General features: G+C 73.2%; 7 protein-coding genes, 1 tRNA gene and 16 pseudogenes. 1 reads left to right on the top strand and 23 read right to left on the bottom strand.

Features of this window, described 5'->3' with window-relative positions:
* Positions 1–123: 123 nt before the first annotated feature.
* The 23 genes and pseudogenes from glyA to FF86_RS62770 all read right to left on the bottom strand — a co-directional run.
* Positions 124–1094: pseudogene (glyA, locus tag FF86_RS19220) on the bottom strand (serine hydroxymethyltransferase); the annotation flags it as partial.
* Position 1095: 1 nt separating this feature from the next.
* A pseudogene (locus tag FF86_RS52355) lies at positions 1096–1380 on the bottom strand (serine hydroxymethyltransferase); the annotation flags it as partial.
* 104 nt (positions 1381–1484) lie between these two features.
* Positions 1485–2135, bottom strand: coding sequence for an L-threonylcarbamoyladenylate synthase (locus FF86_RS19215; protein ID WP_044885382.1), 651 nt, complete (start codon positions 2133–2135; stop codon positions 1485–1487).
* Positions 2135–3139 carry a peptide chain release factor N(5)-glutamine methyltransferase gene (gene prmC / locus FF86_RS19210; RefSeq protein WP_044885381.1) on the bottom strand — a complete coding sequence of 335 codons (1005 nt, stop codon included), beginning with the start codon at positions 3137–3139 and terminating at the stop codon, positions 2135–2137. Before prmC ends, FF86_RS19215 begins: the two co-directional genes overlap by 1 nt.
* A pseudogene (locus FF86_RS52350) lies at positions 3136–3331 on the bottom strand (peptide chain release factor 1); the annotation flags it as partial. The gene prmC and the pseudogene FF86_RS52350, both read right to left, overlap by 4 nt.
* Position 3332: 1 nt before the next feature.
* A pseudogene (locus tag FF86_RS52345) lies at positions 3333–3531 on the bottom strand (peptide chain release factor-like protein); the annotation flags it as partial.
* A 1-nt stretch (position 3532) separates the two neighbouring features.
* A partial coding sequence (locus tag FF86_RS52340; protein ID WP_242419062.1) for a PCRF domain-containing protein occupies positions 3533–4206 on the bottom strand: 674 nt, incomplete at its 3' end.
* Positions 4207–4341: 135 nt separating this feature from the next.
* Entirely contained in the window at positions 4342–4578 is a 237-nt protein-coding gene (rpmE, locus tag FF86_RS19200) for a 50S ribosomal protein L31 (protein WP_011607005.1), read from the bottom strand.
* 600 nt (positions 4579–5178) lie between these two features.
* Positions 5179–5333 (bottom strand): annotated as a pseudogene (locus FF86_RS52335) (hypothetical protein); the annotation flags it as partial.
* A 1-nt stretch (position 5334) separates the two neighbouring features.
* Positions 5335–5885: pseudogene (rho, locus tag FF86_RS52330) on the bottom strand (transcription termination factor Rho); the annotation flags it as partial.
* A 1-nt stretch (position 5886) separates the two neighbouring features.
* The coding region (locus tag FF86_RS19195) for a Rho termination factor N-terminal domain-containing protein (RefSeq protein WP_242419061.1) at positions 5887–7600 on the bottom strand (1714 nt) is incomplete at its 3' end.
* 437 nt (positions 7601–8037) lie between these two features.
* Positions 8038–8758: pseudogene (locus tag FF86_RS52325) on the bottom strand (homoserine kinase); the annotation flags it as partial.
* Position 8759: 1 nt separating this feature from the next.
* Positions 8760–9276 (bottom strand): annotated as a pseudogene (locus tag FF86_RS52320) (homoserine kinase); the annotation flags it as partial.
* Between the two features lie 34 nt (positions 9277–9310).
* Positions 9311–9424 (bottom strand): annotated as a pseudogene (locus tag FF86_RS62775) (hypothetical protein); the annotation flags it as partial.
* A gap of 1 nt (position 9425) precedes the next feature.
* Positions 9426–10454: threonine synthase (thrC, locus tag FF86_RS19185; RefSeq protein ID WP_242419060.1), on the bottom strand; the 1029-nt coding region annotated here is incomplete at its 3' end.
* Complete coding sequence (locus FF86_RS19180; RefSeq protein WP_044885377.1) at positions 10451–11734, bottom strand: homoserine dehydrogenase; 1284 nt, start codon at positions 11732–11734, stop codon at positions 10451–10453. The genes thrC and FF86_RS19180, both read right to left, overlap by 4 nt.
* Positions 11731–12126: pseudogene (locus tag FF86_RS52315) on the bottom strand (diaminopimelate decarboxylase); the annotation flags it as partial. The pseudogene FF86_RS52315 and the gene FF86_RS19180, both read right to left, overlap by 4 nt.
* A 1-nt stretch (position 12127) precedes the next feature.
* Positions 12128–12814 (bottom strand): annotated as a pseudogene (locus FF86_RS52310) (diaminopimelate decarboxylase family protein); the annotation flags it as partial.
* A gap of 1 nt (position 12815) precedes the next feature.
* Positions 12816–13191, bottom strand: a pseudogene (locus FF86_RS52305) (diaminopimelate decarboxylase); the annotation flags it as partial.
* A 100-nt stretch (positions 13192–13291) separates the two neighbouring features.
* A pseudogene (argS, locus tag FF86_RS19170) lies at positions 13292–14561 on the bottom strand (arginine--tRNA ligase); the annotation flags it as partial.
* A 1-nt stretch (position 14562) separates the two neighbouring features.
* Positions 14563–14950 (bottom strand): annotated as a pseudogene (locus FF86_RS52300) (arginine--tRNA ligase); the annotation flags it as partial.
* Positions 14951–15072: 122 nt separating this feature from the next.
* Positions 15073–15323, bottom strand: a pseudogene (locus FF86_RS52295) (response regulator transcription factor); the annotation flags it as partial.
* Position 15324: 1 nt separating this feature from the next.
* Positions 15325–15459: pseudogene (locus FF86_RS62770) on the bottom strand (response regulator); the annotation flags it as partial.
* 74 nt (positions 15460–15533) lie between these two features.
* Between FF86_RS62770 and FF86_RS19160 the strand changes: the two are divergent.
* Positions 15534–15605: transfer RNA gene (locus FF86_RS19160), tRNA-Arg, on the top strand.
* The last annotated feature ends 579 nt before the right edge of the window (positions 15606–16184 follow it).

The raw sequence follows: 16184 nt of genomic DNA, 5'->3' as shown, positions 1-16184 counted from the left end.
TGTGGTGGAACGCTGTGATGGAGAAGCTGTCATGGAAACGCTGTGATGAAACGCTGTGATGAAACGCTGTCGTGGAACGCTGAGGTGGAACGCTGAGGTGGAACTCGGAACGGCCCGCGGCGGCTACCGCGGGTACGCGGGGTACCGTTCGACGAGCGTGGCGACGCCCGCGGCGATGTCCGCGGCGGCGGCGGGATCACGCACCGCCCGGGCGATCAGGGCGGCGATCTCCTTCATCTCGCCCTCCCCCATTCCCTGGGTGGTGACCGCCGGCGTGCCGACCCGGATCCCGGAGGAGATCGCGGGCGGCTGCGGGTCGTAGGGGATCGCGTTCTTGTTCAGGGTGATGCCGGCGGCGTCGCAGCGGGCCTCGGCGTCGCGGCCGCTGACCCCGAGCTCGCGCAGGTCGAGCAGCGCGAGGTGGGTGTCGGTGCCCCCGGCGACCGGCCGGATGCCCTCGGCGGCGAGGCCCTCGGCCAGCACCTGCGCGTTGGCCACCACCTGGCGAGCGTACTGGGCGTAGGCGGGGGTGGCCGCCTCCCGTAGCGCGACGGCCTTCGCCGCCACCGCGTGCATCAGCGGTCCACCCTGGCTGAACGGGAACACCGCCTTGTCGATGCGCCCGGCCAGCTCCTCGCGGGCGAGGATCATGCCGCCGCGGGGGCCGCGCAGAACCTTGTGCGTGGTGAAGCTGACGACGTCGGCGTACGGCACCGGGCTGGGGATCGCGCCGCCCGCGACCAGCCCGATGAAGTGGGCCGCGTCCACCATCAGCCACGAGCCGACCTCGTCGGCGATGGATCGGAAGGCGGCGAAGTCGATCAGGCGCGGGTAGGCCGTCGCCCCACAGATGATCATCTTGGGGCGGTGCTGGCGGGCGAGGTCGCGTACCTGGTCGTAGTCGATGAGCTCGGTATCCTCGCGCACGCCGTAGGCGACGACGTCGAACCACTTCCCGGAGAAGTTCACCTTGCTGCCGTGGGTGAGGTGACCGCCGTGCGGCAGCGACATCGCCAGCACCGTGTCACCCGGGGTCAGCAGCGCCGCGTACACGGCGAAGTTCGCCGACGCGCCCGAATGGGGCTGCAGGTTGGNGTGCTCGGCACCGAAGAGCTCCTTCGCCCTGGCGATGCCGATCTCCTCGGCCCGGTCGACCACCTGGCAGCCGCCGTAGTAACGCCGGCCGGGATAGCCCTCGGCGTACTTGTTCGACAGCGTCGAGCCCAACGCCGCGAGCACCGCGGGCGAGGTGAGGTTCTCGCTCGCGATGAGCTGCAGGCCCCCGCGCAGCCGAGCCAGCTCGTCGAGCACCACCCCGGCGATGTCCGGGTCCGTGTCGGCGAGCTGGTCGAAGTCCGGGCCCCAGAACGGGGTGCTCATGGCGTACCTACCTTCTGCGCTCGTGCCGCCCGATCGGGACCAATGGTCCTCCGCGCCGGCACGGCCCTCCACTCGGGCCGGGCCAGGACCGGGTCAGGACCGACTCAACGGCCGGCGGGTTCCCGCACGAGGGGCAGGACCTCGCGCAACGCGTCGAGGCCGACGGCGCCGCTGCGAACGACGACCGGCACATCGCCGGTGCAGTCGACGATGGTCGAGGGCACGGCCGCCGGGCACGGGCCGCCGTCGAGATACACCTCGGCGGCACCGCCGAGCTGGTCGACCGCCTCGTCCACCGTGGTCGCCGGCGGCTGGCCGCTGATGTTCGCACTGGAGACGGCCATCGGACCCGTGCGGCCCAGCAGCTCGATCGCCACCGGGTGCAGCGGCATGCGCACCGCCACGGTGCCCCGGCCCTCGCCGAGATCCCAGCGCAGCGACGCCGCGTGCCGGACCACGAGCGTCAGCCCGCCCGGCCAGAACGCCGAGATCAGATCCTTCACCTGCGGGGTCTTGCGGTCGATGAGCCCATCCAGGGTCCGCCAGGAGCCGACCAGGACCGGGACGGGCATGTTGCGCCCGCGCCCCTTGGCGGCCAGCAACGCGGCCACCGCGTCCCGGTCGAACGCGTCGGCCCCCAGGCCGTACAGCGTGTCGGTGGGCAGCACCACCAGCCCGCCGCGACCCACGGCGGCGACCGCCGCATCCAGCCCACGGGCCCGCTCGGCCTCGTCGGAACAGTCGAAGCGCTGCATCACCCCTCCTCCCCTGTCGCTCGCTCCCCGGCGCCGGCCCGGCGCCGGCCGCTGACGAACCGGTCCCGCCCGGCCAGGTCGGGATGGTCGGCCACCTCCGCCCACCGCCCGTCGGCCCGCAGCAGACCCGGTGCGGCGACACCGTGACCATCGGCGTGTTCGACGACGAGCAGGCCCCCGGGGCGCAGCAGCCGGGCCGCCAACGCGACGACGGCGCGCACCACGTCGAGGCCGTCCGCACCGCCCCACAGCGCCCGGGGCGGATCATGCTCGCCCACCTCGGGCTCCACCTCGTCGCGGTCGGCATCCGGAAGATACGGCGGATTGCTGACGACCAGGTCGACCGACCCGGCGAGCCGGGCAAGCGACGCGGTGGGCGCGGCGGTGATGTCGGCCTCGTGCACCGTGACCGGAAGTCCGCTCGCCGCAACGTTACGCCGCAGCCAGCCCAGCGCCGCGGGGTCCACCTCCACGGCGTGCACCCGGGCGCCGGGCACCTCCGCGGCCAGGGACAGCGCGATCGCCCCGGACCCCGCGCACAGGTCCACACACACCGGGCCGTCCGGCGCCGCAGACGCTGACGCTGCGGACACCGAGGTCACCACGGACGCCGAGGTCACCGCGGGCGCCGAGGTCACCGCGGGCGCCGAGGGCAGCGCGGCGAGGGCCCATCCGACGACCGACTCCGTCTCCGGCCGGGGGACGAACACCCCGGGGCCGACGGCGAGGTCGAGATAGCGGAACCCGGCGAGGCCGGTCAGGTGCTGCAGCGGCTCACGCCGGGCACGCCGGCCCACGAGCTCGTCGAGGCGCTCGACGGCCGGCGGGGGCAGCTCGTCGACGAGTGCCAGCCGGGCCCGGGAGATCCCCAGGGCGTGCGCGGCCAACTGCTCGGCGTCGGCGCGGGGGCTGGCGACCCCGGCCGACCGCAGCCGTTCGGTGGCCCGCGCGAGCCAGGCCGCGAGCGTCACGGCGGGCCCGCGGGTCACCGACAGGCCGGTCATGACGCCTGGGCGGCCAACCGGGCCTCCAGATCGGCGGCGGCGAGCGCGTCCAGCACCTCGTCGAGCTCGCCGTCGAGCACCTGGTCGAGGTTGTGCGCCTTGTATCCGACCCGGTGATCGCTGATCCGGTTCTCGGCGAAGTTGTAGGTACGCACCCGCTCCGAGCGGTCCACGGTGCGAACCTGGCTGGCGNGCGCCATCGACGCCTCCGACTCGGCCTTCTCCCGGGCGACGCCGAGCAGCCGGGCGCGCAGGATCCGCAGCGCGGACTCCTTGTTCTGCAGCTGGCTCTTCTCGTTCTGGCAGGACACCACCAGACCGGTCGGGACGTGCGTGATCCGGACCGCCGAGTCGGTGGTGTTCACGCTCTGCCCACCGGGTCCGGACGAGCGNAACACGTCGATGCGCAGGTCGTTCGGGTCGATCTCGACGTCGACCTCCTCCGCCTCGGGAAGCACCAGCACCCCGGCTGCGGAGGTGTGGATGCGCCCGGCGGACTCCGTCACCGGCACCCGCTGGACGCGGTGCACCCCGCCCTCGAACCGCAGGCGGCCGTACACGCCGTCGCCGGGCGCCGAGCCACGGGCCTTCACCGCCACGCTGACGTCGCGGTAGCCGCCGAGATCGGACGGGTTGGCGTCGAGGATCTCGGTCTTCCAGCCGCGGCGTTCCGCGTAGCGCAGGTACATCCGCAGCAGGTCGCCGGCGAACAGGGCCGACTCCTCGCCGCCCGCGCCGGCCTTGACCTCCAGGATGGCGTCCCGGGCGTCGTCGGGATCGACCGGGACCAGGTAGGCGCGCAGCCGCTCGTTGAGCCCGGCCAGTTCGGCGTCGAGATCGTTGACCTCCCCGCGGAACGACGTGTCCTCCGCGGCGAGCTCGCGGGCGGCGGCGAGGTCGCCCTCCACCCGCTCGAGCTCCCGGGCCAGATCGACGACCGGGGCGAGCTGCGCGTAGCGGCGGCTCAGGGCACGGGCCTTCGCGGGGTCGTTGTGCACCGCCGGATCGGCGAGCTGCCCCTCGATCTCGGCGTGCTCCGCGACGAGGCCGTCGAGCGGGGACGTCATGGTGTTTCCTCTTCGCACATCATGGTCCCGGACGCCGCACGGCTCCGGAGCCAGGGTCGGCGGGGCGGCGCTGCCTGCGGCGCCCCGGACGCAAACGGCGCCCGCCCGGGGATCCGGACGGGCGCCGTGGCCGCACTACTTCGCGCCGCCGACCTTCTCGCCGGGGCGCCGCCGGCCGAACCGGCGCTCGAACTTCTCGACCCGCCCGCCGACGTCGAGGATCTTCTGCTTGCCCGTGTAGAACGGGTGGCACTGCGAGCAGACCTCGGCGTTGACGACGCCGTTCTCCTTGGTGCTGCGGGTGGTGAAGGTGCTCCCGCAGGTACAGTTCACGGTCGTCTCGTGGTAGGTCGGGTGGATATCAGCCTTCATGGTCCCTCTTTCGATGTGGCCGCCGGGTCGCCGTCCGGATGGAGGGCGTGAACCGGAGCCGTTCTGCCACCAGTCTGCCAGAGGCGGACGCCACGTCCGCCGGTGACTTTCCCAGCTCGCTCAACGTCCCCACGAGCCAGCCTGTTCCGCCCCGGTTCCGTCCCCCGCCAGTCCCCCGCCCTCGCTCAGCCCCCCGCCCAGNCGTCACGTTCCGTGACACGAGGTGGCGCGACCGAGGCGGGGCGCGAACCGGGCGAAGACTCCCGCGTCGGCGCCGGAGGCGCGGGAGAGCGCCTCCATGGTTCTTCTGTAGGGTTCGGCGTCCAATTTGTCCCTACGTAAGAGACAGGTGGCACCGCTCCCCTGCACAACCGCTTGCGGGACAGCGCCGGTGGGCCAGCCGGGAGGCGAGAGGCTGGGCGGGGCGCCGTCTGNCGTCGCACCGCCTACCGCCTACTCCAGAGGCCTGACGAGCGGCCGCACCATGAGACCGAGGTCTCCGAACGTCGCCGCCCCGCGGCTCCCCCGGTCGGACCGCCGAAGGCGATCCGACGTCACCCCGAACGTCGCCGTAGGACTAATCCTGCGGCGGCGCCGTCNTGGCGATCTGCATGAGGAACTCGTAGTTCGTCCGGGACTGCTTGAGCCGGTCGAGCAGGAGCTCCAACGCCTGCTGGTTCTCCCGGGTGTGGAGCACTCGGCGCAGCTTGTGCATGATCGAGAGCTCTTCGGGGGCAAGGAGGATCTCTTCCTTGNGGGTACCGGAGGCGTCGACGTCGACCGCCGGGAAGATCCGCTTGTCGGCGATCTTGCGGTCGAGCTTGAGCTCGGCGTTGCCCGTCCCCTTGAACTCCTCGAAGATCACGGTGTCCATCGTCGAGCCCGTCTCGACCAGCGCCGTGGCGATGATCGTCAGCGACCCACCGTTCTCGATGTTGCGCGCCGCGCCGAGGAAGCGCTTCGGCGGGTAGAGCGCCGTCGAGTCGACACCACCGGACAGGATCCGGCCCGAGGCGGGGGCGGCCAGGTTGTAGGCGCGGCCCAGCCGAGTGATCGAGTCGAGCAGGACGACGACGTCGTGGCCGAGTTCGACCAGGCGCTTGGCCCGCTCGATGGACAGCTCGGCGACGTTGGTGTGGTCGGCCGGCGGCCGGTCGAAGGTGGAGGCGATGACCTCACCCTTGACCGAACGCTGCATGTCGGTCACCTCCTCCGGCCGCTCGTCGACGAGGACGACCATGAGGTGGACTTCCGGGTTGTTCGTGGTGATCGCGTTGGCGATGGACTGCAGCACCATCGTCTTGCCGNCCTTGGGCGGGCTGACGATGAGGGCGCGCTGCCCCTTGCCGATCGGCATGACGAGGTCGATGACCCGCGTCGTGAGCAGGTGGGGCTCGGTCTCCAGGCGCAGACGCTCCTGCGGGTACAGCGGCGTGAGCTTGGTGAACTCGGGCCGCCCGCGCGCCTCGTCGGGTTCCATCCCGTTGATCGTGTCCAGCCGGACCAGCGCGTTGTACTTGTCCCGACGCTGCTCGCCCTCCTGCGGGGCGCGCACGACGCCGGTGATGGCGTCGCCGCGGCGCAGCCCGTTGCGACGCACCTGGGCCAAGCTGACGTAGACGTCGGTCGGGCCGGTCAGGTAGCCGCTGGTCCGGACGAAGGCGTAGTTGTCCAGAACGTCGAGGATGCCGGCGACGGGCACGAGGACGTCGTCCTCGCGCAGCACCGGCTCGTTCTCGGCCGGGCCGGCCGGCCCGCCGCGACCGCGGTTGCGGCCACGCTCACGGAAGCGGCCCCGCCGGCTGCGGCCGGCGAAGTCGTCGTCGCCCTGACCGTTCTGGCCGGAACGGTCACTACCCGGACGGTCACTACCGGAACGGTCACCGCCGGAACGGTCACTACCCGCACGGTCACTACCGGCACGGTCACTACCGGCACGGTCACTACCCGAGCGGTCGCCGCCGGAACGGTCACCGCCCGAGCGGTCATTGCCGGAACGGTCACCCTGGGTCCGGTCGGCGCGACCCGATGAACGGTCACCGGACTGCCGGTCCTGACGATCCCCGCCGGACCGACGATCCGTGCCCTGACGGTCGTTCGTGGGCCGCTCGCCGTCGCCGCCGCCGGAACGGCCGTTGTCGCCGGCCCGCCCGCTGTCGCCGGAACGGCCGCTGTCACCGAAGCGGCCGCTGTCACCAGAGCGGCCGCTGTCACCAGAGCGGCCGTTGTCGCCAGAGCGGCCGTTGTCGCCAGAGCGGTCGCGGCGGTCCTCACGGCTGCGGACAGCGCCTTCGCCCTGTCGGCCGGGGCTGGTCGCCGGCTGGGTCGGGGCGGACTGGGCGGAGGCGGCAGCGGCGGCCGGCGGCGCGGAGATGGCCGCGGGCTGCGCCGGGGCCGCCACGACGGGGGCTGGACGGGTCTCGACGACGGTGTCGCCGGCCGAGTCCGGCAGGGTCGGCTGCTCGAGGGCGGGGCTGGCCACGCCGCGCGACGCGCCGCGGCGGGAACGGGTGCGGGTGGTGGTGCTGGAGCCGCCGCCGTCGCCGGCGGGCTGACGGGTCGCCAGGGGCGCCGCGGCGGGCGCCTCACTCGGCGCCGGGATGGGCGCCACCGGCGCCTGGTCGATGACGGAGGCGGCGGCGGAGCCGCCCGCGGCCTCGCCGTTCTGCAGGTTCTGGATCGCGGCGATGAGCTGGCCCTTGCGCAGCCGGCCCACCCCCTGGATACCCATGGACGAGGCCATGGACTGCAGCTCGGGGAGCAGCATCGCGGACAGCCCGGTGCCCTGCCGGCGCCGCCGGGTCGCGGTGGCGCCCTCGGCGGTCGGGGCCGCGGTCGCGACGGCGGCCCGGGAGCCGCGGCTGGCGCGCGCGCTGCCGTTGTCGGCGGCGGGCGCGGTGGTGACGGCGTCTGCGGACGAGGTGCCGGCCGCCGGCCCGCTCTCGTGGGGCGGCGATGCAGGCGTCGCAGGCGCCGCAGACTCACGTGCGCTCACTGGCAGCACGTTGGTGGTGTCGCTCAAGGTTTTCCTTCCCTGAAGGAACTGNCTCCTGATGAGCCGGGCGTAGCTTGTGAACCTTCTTCGCCTGCACAGATGCCGGGTGAAGGGGATGTACAGCACCGGATGGGCGACGTCGCGCCCGTCTACGGCGCCAGCGGCCGACTGCCGCGAGCGAACTCGCCGATCCCGCCCAGGTGTGCCGGTGTGGAGCCGAGGCAACGACGACGAGGCCGAAACACCGGAGTCCCGAACCACGGCCCATCTGGCACTGCCAGAGCGGCACTGCGGGAGCGAGCACGCGCCGCGGTGGCAGCGGGTGCAGTCACCAGACTATCCAGCGGCAGACACCTCGGCAACAACCTTGAGACGTCAGGACTTCCCGATGTGACCCACGACCGCGAGCCGCGGCCCGACCGCCCCACCCCAGCCCGACAATATTACGTTATAAATCCGTTCGACTACCTTTCGGGGTCGAGGCGGGTGACCTGCGCCCCGAGGCGGTCAACACTCAGCGGCGCGACCGAGAACTCGGAGCTCGCCGCGCCCACCGCCGCCGCGGCCTGTTCCCCGCCGACCGCGAGGGCGAGTACGGACGGTCCGGAACCGGACAGGGTCGCCGGCACCCCCAGGGCGCGCAGCCGGGCGACCAGCTCGCCGGTGGCCGGCGCGGCGGGCAGCCGGTAGGGCTGGTGGAGCAGGTCCTCGGTCGCGCTGAACAGGGTGCGGGCGCGCTGCGCCGCTCCGGCGGGCTCGGCGGCGGACATCGTCAGCGCCAGCAACGCGGCCCGGCCGAGGGTCCGGGCGGCGTCGGGCAGCCCGACGAGCGCCGGCAGCGCGCCCCGCGACGCCTCGGTGGACTGGCGCACCGTCGGCACGAAGACCACCGGCCGCAGCTCGGCGAAGGGGTCGACGCGCAGGCAGCGGGCCCCCTCGACGTCCTGCCAGGCGACGGTGAAACCACCCGACAGCGCGGCGGCCACATTGTCCGGATGGCCCTCGATGTCATGCGCGAGGCGCAGCATCCACGCGGCTTCGGCCGGCGCCGAGGACCCGGGACCAGCCGCGATCGCGGCCGCGGTCACGTCGGAAGGGACGCCGGGACGGGCTACGCCGGGGGCGCCCTGGTTCGCCGCGGCGCCGGCCTCGAACTCCGGACCGAGATCGGCCCGGGTGAGCGCCNCCGCCGCCACGATCCCCGCCACGATCGCGGCCGCGGACGAGCCGAGCCCGCGGCCGTGCGGGATCCGGTTCACGCAGCGCAGAGCGAGCCCCGGCTGCGGCCGGCCGAGCAGGTCGAACGTCGCCCGGATCGCCCTGACCACCAGGTGCGTCTCGTCCTGGGCGACCTCGTCCGGGCCGACCACGTCGACCGTCAGGCCGGACGCGGTCACCTCCACGTCGACCTCGTCGTACAGCCCGAGGGCGAGTCCGAAGGCGTCGAAACCCGGGCCGAGGTTCGCGCTCGTGGCGGGAACCCGCACCCGGACCCGTCGGGCGGCGCCGGCGGCGGCCGTCCCACCGGCGCCGACCGCCGGCGAGCTCCCGTACTCTCCCCGCGCGTCACGGTCACCCGCGCCGGCGCCATCGCGGACAGCCTCGCCGGCGCCATCGCGGCGGTCACCCGCGCTGAAGATGTCGCGGACAGCCTGGCCGGGGACCGCTTCGGCCCCCGGGACCGCGCCGGACAGGGCGGTCACGAAGTCTGCAGCCCGAGCGCCTCGGCGGCGCCCNCGACGGTCGGCCGGATCGTCTCCGGTCGGGCCGCCCCGCTGATCGCCCAGTCGGGGTCCTTCAGGCCGTTGCCGGTCACGGTGCACACGACGCGCTGGCCCGCCTCGATGCGGCNGTCCTCGCGGGCCATCAGCAGCCCGGCGACACTCGCCGCGCTGGACGGCTCGACGAAGACGCCCTCCCGGCGGGCGAGCAGCCGGTAGGCGGCGAGGATCTGCCGGTCGTTGACGGCGTCGATGAGGCCGCCGGAGGAGTCCCGCGCGTCGACGGCGAAGTGCCAGGAGGCCGGGTTGCCGATGCGGATCGCGGTGGCGATCGTCTGCGGGGAGGTGACGATCTCGCCGCGCACGATCGGGGCCGCGCCCGCCGCCTGGAAACCGCACATCCGCGGCCGGCCGGCGCCGAAGCGGGCGTCCTCCTCCAGGTACCCCCGCCAGTAGGCGGTGATGTTGCCGGCGTTGCCGACCGGCAGGCAGTGCACGTCAGGGGCCCGCCCGAGCGCCTCGACGATCTCGAACGACGCCGTCTTCTGGCCTTCCAGGCGGTACGGGTTCACCGAGTTGACCAGGGTGACCGGTGAGGTGTCGGCGAGTTCGCGGGCGACCCGCAGGCAGTCGTCGAAGGAGCCGTCGAGCTGAAGCAGCCGGGCGCCGTGCACGAGCGCCTGGGCGAGCTTGCCCAGCGCGATCTTCCCGCTGGGGACGAGGACCGCGCAGGTGATGCCGGCGCGGGCGGCATAGGCGGCCGCCGAGGCCGAGGTGTTGCCCGTCGAGGCGCAGATGACCGCCTGGGAACCCGCGCCGACGGCCCGGCTGATGGCCATCGTCATCCCGCGGTCCTTGAACGAACCCGTCGGGTTCGCACCCTCGACCTTGAGATGAACCTCACACCCGGTGAGCTCGGACAGGTGCTCCGCGTACAGCAGCGGCGTGGCGCCTTCCCGCAGGGTGATCACCGGCGTGTCGTCGTCGACCGGCAGCCGGTCGCGGTACTCCTCGATGATCCCCCGCCACGGCCGGTGCGACCGGTCGGGCTGGGTGGACGCCGCCGGCTGCGCCGGCCCGCCCGGGAACGACGCGGACTGCGCACGAGCGCTGGACTCGGCAGCGCTGGACTCCGCACGAGCTGTGGACGTCGTGGTCACGGCTCACCTCCCTCGACCCGCATCACGCCGGACACCGCCCGCACCCCGGCGAGGCCGCGTAGCTCCTCGACGGTGGCCGACAGCGCCGCGTCGGGCGCGGCATGCGTCACGAGAACGAGGCTCGCGTCGTCGCCGCGGCCGTCCTGGCGGACGCTCCTGATGGACACATCGTGACGCGCGAAGGCACCGGCGACCGTCGCGAGCACGCCGGTCTTGTCGGTGACATCGAGATTCACGTGATACCTCGTCACGGTACGGCCCATCGGCAGGACGGGTAGCGCCGCGTAGGACGACTCGCCGGGTCCGCGCCGGCCCGCGATGCGGTTGCGCGCCACAGCGACCACATCGCCGAGCACCGCCGACGCGGTCGGCGCCCCGCCCGCCCCCTGGCCGTAGAACATCAACTGCCCGGCGGCCTCCGCCTCGACGAACACGGCGTTGAACGCCTCCCGCACCCCGGCCAGCGGGTGGCTGCGCGGGATCATCGCGGGATGGACCCGGACGCTGATCCCGTCGGTCTCGACGGAGCGTTCGGCGACCGCCAGGGCCTTGACGGTGCAGCCCATCTCCCGCGCGCTCGCGATGTCGGCGGCGGTGACGTCGCCGATGCCGACCCGGTAGACGTCGTCGATGGTGACCGGCGAGTGGAAGGCGAGCTGGGCCATGATCGCCGCCTTCGCGGCGGCGTCGTAGCCGTCGATGTCGGCGGACGGGTCGGCCTCGGCATAGCCGAGCGCGCCGGCCTCGGCCAGCGCCTCGGCGAAGGACGCGCCGGTCTCGTCCATCCGGGTCAGCACGAAGTTCGTCGTGCCGTTGACGATGCCGAGCACCCGCCGGACACGGTCGCCGGCCAGGCTTTCGCGCAGCGGGCGGATCAGCGGGATCGCCCCGCCGACCGCGGCCTCGTAGTACAGGTCGGTGCCGGCGGCGGCCGCCGCGTCGTGCAGCGCGGCGCCCTCGGAGGCCAGGAGCGCCTTGTTCGCGGTGACCACCGGTTTGCCGGCCCGCAGGGCGGCCAGCAGCCAGTCTCGGGCCGGCTCGATCCCCCCGACGACCTCGATGACGAGATCGACATCGTCGCGGGCGACGAGTCCGGCGGCGTCCGCGGTGAACAGGTTCGCGTCGATGTCGAGGTCACGGACCCGCTCCGGGCGGCGCACCCCGATCCCGACGAGGTCGAGCGGCTCGCCGACCCGGGCGGCGAGGTCGTCGGCGTTGGCCCGCAGCAGCCGGACGATCTCGCTGCCGACGACGCCGCAGCCGAGCAGCGCGATCCTCACGGTGTCACCGCCGCGGCGGTCTGCCCCGCCTGCCCCGCCGGGCCTGCCTGGCCTGCCTGCCCCGCCGGGCCCGCCTGGTCCGCCGGGTCGATGTCGAGGCGCAGCAGGTCCTCCTCGGTCTCCCGCCGGACGATCAGCCGGGCGACGCCGTCGCGCACCGCGACGACCGGCGGGCGGGTGACATGGTTGTAGTTGCTGGCCATGGACCGGTGGTAAGCCCCGCTGGCCGGCACCGCGACGAGGTCGCCGGGGCGCACGTCGTCGGGCAGCGGCACGTCGTGGGCGACGACGTCGCCGGACTCGCAGTGCCGGCCGACCAGCGTGACCACGTGGGCCGCGGCCGAGCCCGCCCGGGAGACCAGCCGGGCGGTGTACCGGGCGTCGTAGAGCGCNGTGCGGATGTTGTCGCTCATCCCGCCGTCGACGCTGACGAAGGTGCGCAGCCCGGGCAGTTCCTTGACCGTGCCGACCTCGTAGAGGGTCACCGTCGTCGGGCCGACGACGGCCCGGCCCGGCTCGACGCCGAGGCGCGGGACGGCGAGCCCCGCGGCCGCGCACTCCTTGCCCACGACGGCGGTCAGCCGCTCGGCGACGTCGGCCACCTCCAGCGGGGCGTCCTCGCTGGTGTAGGCGATGCCGAGCCCGCCGCCGAGGTCGAGCTCGGGCAGTTCGAGGTCGTGGGTGTCGCGGATGCGCGCCAGCAGGCCGACCATGCGATGCGCTGCCAGGCCGAACCCGGCCGTGTCGAAGATCTGCGAGCCGATGTGCGCGTGCAGGCCGACGAGGTGCAGCGAGCCGGCGGCGAGCACCCGCTCCACCGCCTCGGCCGCCGCACCGTCGGCCAGCGAGAAGCCGAACTTCTGGTCCTCCTGGCCGGTGGAGACGTAGTGATGGGTGTGCGCCTCCACCCCCGGCGTGACCCGCACGAGGACCCGCTGGCGCACCCCGGCCTCGGCGGCGACGGCGGCCAGGCGGTCGATCTCGGCGAAGGAGTCGACGACGATCCGCCCGACGCCGTAGGCCACCGCCGCGCGCAGCTCGGCGACCGACTTGTTGTTGCCGTGGAACAGCAGCCGCGCCNCCGGGAAGCCGACCGAGCGGGCCACGGCGAGCTCGCCGCCGGTGCAGACGTCGAGGTTCAGCCCCTCTTCGGCCACCCAACGGGCGACCGCGCGGCACAGGAACGCCTTACCGGCGTAGTAGACGTCGCAGTCGGAGAACGCGCGCCGCCAGGCGGCGCACCGGGCCCGGAAGTCGGCCTCGTCCAGGACGAACGCCGGGGTACCGAACTCGGCGGCCAGCTCGTCCACCCGGACGCCGCCGATCCGCAGCACGCCGTCGGGGTCGAGCCGGGCCGTCGCCGGCCAGAGGTTCTCCTCCAGTGCCACCACCGGGGCCGCCACCGCCGCGGCTCCCACCTCCGGGGCCGCCGCCGCCGGGTTGTCGGTCTCGCTCATGTCGCCTCTGCCTGTCTCCATGCTGCGGACTGTCCCAACGCCGCGGCCTGTCTCAACGCCGCGGCCTGCCCCAACGTCGCGGCCACTGTCCGCCATCCGGTCACATCCGCTCGGGTGCGCTGACGCCGAGCAGGCCAAGGCCGTTCGCGAGCACCACCCGGGTCGCGGCGACCAGCAGCAGCCGGGCCCCGGTGAGCGGACCCGCCTCCTCATCCCCCTGCGGGAGTACCCGGCAGGCGTCGTAGAACCGGTGGTAGACCCCAGCGAGTTCCTCCAGGTAGCGGGCGACCCGATGGGGGCCACGCAGGCTGGCCGCCGCCTCGATCACCCGCGGGAACTCGCCGAGCCCCCGCAGCAGGTCGACCTCGCGCGGATGGGTCAGCAGCGCGACGTCCGCCGTCTCGGGCGCGGTCGGCAGGCCCAGCGCCTCGGCGTTGCGCAGCAGCGAACTGATCCGGGCATGCGCGTACTGGACGTAGAACACCGGATTGTCGCTGGTCTGGCGGGTCACCAGGTCGAGGTCGAGGTCGAGGGACGAGTCGAGCGAGGACCGGACCAGCGAGTAGCGGGCCGCGTCGACCCCGACGGCGTCGACGAGGTCGTGCAGGGTCAGGAAGGTCCCGGCCCGCTTCGACATCTTCACCGGGGCACCGCCGCGCGACAGCGTCACCAACTGCCCGATGATGACGTCCAGGTTGGTCGCCGGGTCGTCGCCGAAGCAGGCGGAGATCGCCTTCAGCCGGGCGACGTAACCGTGGTGGTCCGCCCCGAGCAGGTAGATGAGCTGGTCGAAGCCGCGGCCCCGCTTGTCGCGGTAGTAGGCGGCGTCGGCGCAGAAGTACGTCGGCTGGCCGTCGCTCTTGACCAGCGGGCGGTCCTTGTCGTCACCGAAGTCGGTGGTGCGCAGCCACACCGCGCCGTCGGCGTCGTAGACGTGGCCCTGCGCGCGCAGGTCGTCGATCGCCTTCGTCAGCGCGCCGGCGGTGTGCAGCGCCCGCTCGGAGGCCCACCGGTCGAAGTGGACGCCGAAGCCCTCCAGCGTCGAGCGGATCTCGGTGAGCATCAGGGCCAGGCCCTCTTCGGTGGTCACCGCGAGCGCCTCGTCGTCGGGCAGGTCGAGCAGCTCCGGCCGGGCCGCCAGCACCGCCGCGGCGATCTCCGCGACGTACGCCCCGTGGTAGCCCTCCGCCGGGATCTCCCGGCCGGCGGCCGCGGCCAGCACCGACGCGCCGAACCGCTCGATCTGCACGCCGGCGTCGTTGACGTAGTACTCGGTGCCCACCGAGTACCCGGCCGCGGTCAGGATGCGGCCCAGCGCGTCGCCGACGGCAGCCCACCGGGCCGAGGCGAGCGTCACCGGCCCGGTCGGANTGGCGCTGACGAACTCCAGGTTGACCCGCACGTCGCGCGGCTTCGCCGCCTGGCCGTAGCTCTCACCGGCCCGCACCACCGTGCGGGCGATCTCGCCGAGAGCGTCCCCGGCCAGGGTGAAGTTCAGGAATCCCGGCCCGGCGATGTCGACGCTCGCAATCCCGCGCTGCGTGACCAGCCGACCGGCCAGCACCTCGGCGACCTCGCGCGGCTTGCGCCGGGCCGCCTTCGCGAGCTGCAGCGCCACCGGGGAGGCGTAGTCGCCGTGCCCGGCGGTCTTCGGTCGCTCCACCGTGACGGTGGTCGGCACAGTCACGTCCAGGTCGCCGTCGGCGACCGCGCGACCAATGGCCGCGACGATGGCGTCGGCGAGATCGGCGGGGGTCATGTCGCGATGCTATCGGCGCGACGCCATCCCACGTCCGCCCGCCGATCCGACCGTCCAGGCCGCCACGCGGCGAACCGGCGAGCCGAACGGCGCGAACCCGGTGATCCGCCGGCTGGACCTGGCTAGGCCGGCTGGCCGGCGGCGAGCTTCTGGACGACGGTGATCAGCTCGTCGGGGTCGAACGGCTTCGTCAGGTAGTAGTCGACGCCGATGCGAGCCCCGCGCTTGACGTCGGCCTCCTGCGCCCGCGCGGTGAGCATGATCAGCTTGATGTCGGCGGTCGACGGGTCCTCCCGCAGGTGAGCGGCCACGTCCCAGCCGTTCATCCGCGGCATCATGATGTCGAGCGTGATCACCTGCGGGTCGACGGCCCNCACCATCTCCAGCGCGTCGACACCGTCGACGGCGGTATGGACCTCGAAGCCTTCCAGCTCAAGGTTGACGACCACGAGCTGACGGATCACCGCGTCGTCGTCGACGACGAGGACCCGGGGGGCGGCTTGGTACACACCGGAAGCTTACGGCCGACCCGGGTGCGCGATCCGGTGTTCCCGCCTGGTAACGTATGCCGCGTTGCCCCAGAGCCCCCGTAGCTCAGGGGATAGAGCACCGCCCTCCGGAGGCGGGTGCGCAGGTTCGAATCCTGCCGGGGGCACGCGCGGCCTTCTATGCTTGTCGCCCTTGGGGCGCCTTTGGCTTTGCCCGTGATGTTTGCCGGGGGGCCGAGCCCCCCCCCGAACCCCCCCACAATGCGGCCGTTTTTGCTCGTCGCCCTTCGGGCGACTTCGGGTGGGTCCGCGGTGATTGGCGGGGACGGTGAGGCCCGTCGAGTGTCTCTCATCACATGACAATCTGCGTGGTGTTCCATCTGGGCTGGGTTGATCTTGGTGGCGTGTGGGGACCTGGTGTCTGTTCGGTTATCGCCTGGGGTTAGAGGGCGGCTCGTTCGTTTTCGATGGTCTGTGCTTCGGCATGCGGATCGAGGTCGGGGTGTGCGGGTGCGGCCCGGTTCAGCACGGTCAACGCCTGGTAGGTCTGGCCTGCCGATGCGCCGGTCAGGGCCTGTTCGGCGAGGTCGGGGTTGCCGGTGGGGCCGGTGAGGTGGCGGGCGAGGAAGTGTTCGGCGAGCCGGTCCGGGCTGATCCCGGCCCAGAACTGTCCGGTCTGCCTGCTTGGACGTGGTGTGCCCGGCCGGCCCAGTCGACTGCGGGATCGAGGTCGCCGAGCCGGCGGG

The organism is Frankia sp. CpI1-P (assembly GCF_001421075.1).
GTDB lineage: Bacteria > Actinomycetota > Actinomycetes > Frankiales > Frankiaceae > Frankia > Frankia torreyi.
Note: the sequence above shows the minus strand (reverse complement) of the source record. Positions and strands in the feature narration are given on the sequence as shown.

Coding starts and splice junctions, on each gene's coding strand:
- FF86_RS19215 (WP_044885382.1), bottom strand. CDS start 2,135: ATGCAGCGCTTCGACTGTTCCGACGAGGCCGAGCGGGCCCGTGGGCTG.
- prmC (WP_044885381.1), bottom strand. CDS start 3,139: ATGACCGGCCTGTCGGTGACCCGCGGGCCCGCCGTGACGCTCGCGGCC.
- rpmE (WP_011607005.1), bottom strand. CDS start 4,578: ATGAAGGCTGATATCCACCCGACCTACCACGAGACGACCGTGAACTGT.